Origin of the sequence: Sphingobium rhizovicinum (assembly GCF_042647625.1) — a bacterium.
GTDB lineage: Bacteria > Pseudomonadota > Alphaproteobacteria > Sphingomonadales > Sphingomonadaceae > Sphingobium > Sphingobium rhizovicinum.
Map to the genome: position 1 here is coordinate 45,001 of NZ_JBHRVU010000004.1, position 2,500 is coordinate 47,500.

The following is a 2,500-nucleotide window of genomic DNA, read 5'->3' on the forward strand; positions in this document are numbered from 1 at the left end:
GCCGGTAGCTCAGGTGGTTAGAGCGCACGCCTGATAAGCGTGAGGTCGGAGGTTCAACTCCTCCCCGGCCCACCATAGTTTGGTAGGGGGCTTTAGCTCAGCTGGGAGAGCGGTTGCTTTGCAAGCATCAGGTCATCGGTTCGATCCCGATAAGCTCCACCAAGCTACTGCAAGCGATGTTTCGCGACGCGGTTTAGATATTTCCAGAGATGAAGAGTAGCGGTTTGCCGACTTAGGTCGGTGATATGGCTCGCGCTGCGGGCCTCTTTGACATTGTGAATGGGTTTTTTAATCGATGCCGTGGCGACATGGTTCGGTTTTTGGCGGTTGCCGCAAGGCGGGCGCGCAAGGATCGAAGCGTTGTCGACACTTAAATATCTGGCTGAGTTTAATAACCGCGCGATCGACAGGGCTCTGAGCAATCAGGGTTGTTGTTGGTGGTGTGGACTCTCAAGCGTGAGGTAAGGGCATCTGGTGAATGCCTTGGCATGTACAGGCGATGAAGGACGTGGCACGCTGCGATAAGCGTGGGGGAGCTGTGAGCAAGCTTTGATCCCGCGATTTCCGAATGGGACAACCCACCTTCACCATTTAAGGTTTGCCCAGCAGTAATGCTGGTCGAGCGTTAAATGGGAGAGGTATCACTAAGCTGAATAAAATAGGCTTTGGTGAGGCGAACCCGGAGAACTGAAACATCTCAGTACCCGAGGAAAAGACATCAACCGAGATTCCGTTAGTAGTGGCGAGCGAACGCGGACCAGGCCAGTGCCTGGATGGAAGTTAGCAGAACCTTCTGGAAAGTAGGGCCATAGCGGGTGACAGCCCCGTATGCGAAAATTACCATTCAGGACTTGAGTAGGGCGGAGCACGTGAAACTCTGTCTGAACATGGGGGGACCACCCTCCAAGCCTAAATACTCGTACATGACCGATAGCGAACCAGTACCGTGAGGGAAAGGTGAAAAGCACCCCGATGAGGGGAGTGAAACAGTACCTGAAACCGGATGCCTACAAGCAGTGGGAGGGTCCTTGAGACCTGACCGCGTACCTCTTGCATAATGGGTCTGTGACTTAGTGTATCATGCAAGCTTAAGCCGTTAGGTGTAGGCGCAGCGAAAGCGAGTCTGAATAGGGCGATTGAGTATGATGCATTAGACCCGAAACCCGGCGATCTATGCATGACCAGGTTGAAGGTGCGGTAACACGCACTGGAGGACCGAACCGTTTAATGTTGAAAAATTATCGGATGAGTTGTGCTTAGGGGTGAAAGGCCAATCAAGCCGGGAAATAGCTGGTTCTCCGCGAAATCTATTGAGGTAGAGCGTCGGATATTTGCCGTTGGGGGTAGAGCACTGGATGGATGCGGGGGTCGCGAGATCTACCAATTCTAACCAAACTCCGAATACCAACGAGTCTAGTCCGGCAGACAGACGGCGGGTGCTAAGGTCCGTCGTCAAAAGGGAAACAGCCCTAACCTACAGCTAAGGTCCCCAAGTCACGTCTAAGTGGGAAAGCATGTGGGATTTCCAAAACAACCAGGAGGTTGGCTTAGAAGCAGCCATCCTTTAAAGAAAGCGTAACAGCTCACTGGTCTAAATAAGAGATCCTGCGGCGAAGATGTAACGGGGCTCAAGACGTGCACCGAAGCTTAGGGTTCAGTCTTTGACTGAGCGGTAGCGGAGCGTTCCGTAGGCCGTTGAAGCGGAAGGGTAACCGACCGTGGAGGTATCGGAAGTGCGAATGCAGACATGAGTAGCGATTAACAGTGTGAGATGCACTGTCGCCGAAATTCCAAGGGTTCCTGCTTAAAGCTAATCTGAGCAGGGTAAGCCGGCCCCTAAGACGAGCCCGAAGGGGGTAGTCGATGGGAACCACGTTAATATTCGTGGGCCTGGTGGTGTGTGACGGATGGCGTAACTTGTTCGGCCTTATTGGATTGGTCCGGGCAGGGAAGTTGTCCCAGGAAATAGCCCCACCGTATAGACCGTACCCTAAACCGACACAGGTGGAATGGTAGAGTATACCAAGGCGTTTGAGAGAAGTATCCTGAAGGAACTCGGCAAATTGCCTCCGTACCTTCGGAAGAAGGAGGCCCCATCTTAAGGCAACTTTTGATGGGGGGCACAGGCCAGGGGGTAGCGACTGTTTAGCAAAAACACAGGGCTCTGCTAAGTCGGCTTCAAGACGACGTATAGGGCCTGACGCCTGCCCGGTGCCTGAAGGTTAAGAGGAGGAGTGCAAGCTCTGAATTGAAGCCCAGGTAAACGGCGGCCGTAACTATAACGGTCCTAAGGTAGCGAAATTCCTTGTCGGGTAAGTTCCGACCTGCACGAATGGCGTAACGACTTCCCCACTGTCTCCAGGATATGCTCAGCGAAATTGAATTCTCCGTGAAGATGCGGAGTACCCGCGGTTAGACGGAAAGACCCCGTGCACCTTTACTGCAGCTTCAGAGTGGCATTAGGAAAGAACTGTGTAGCATAGGTGGGAGGCTTTGAAGC

2 tRNA genes and 1 rRNA gene (2 of these 3 running past the window's edge) are annotated in these 2,500 nt (G+C 53.1%); all 3 read left to right on the top strand.

What is annotated here, in order from left to right:
• Nucleotides 1-75, top strand: a tRNA-Ile gene (locus ACFOKF_RS01545) (it extends 2 nt beyond the left edge of the window).
• An 11-nt stretch (nt 76-86) separates the two neighbouring features.
• A tRNA-Ala gene (locus ACFOKF_RS01550) sits at nt 87-162 on the top strand.
• 290 nt (nt 163-452) lie between these two features.
• Nucleotides 453-2,500 (top strand): 23S ribosomal RNA (locus ACFOKF_RS01555) (it continues 745 nt past the right edge of the window).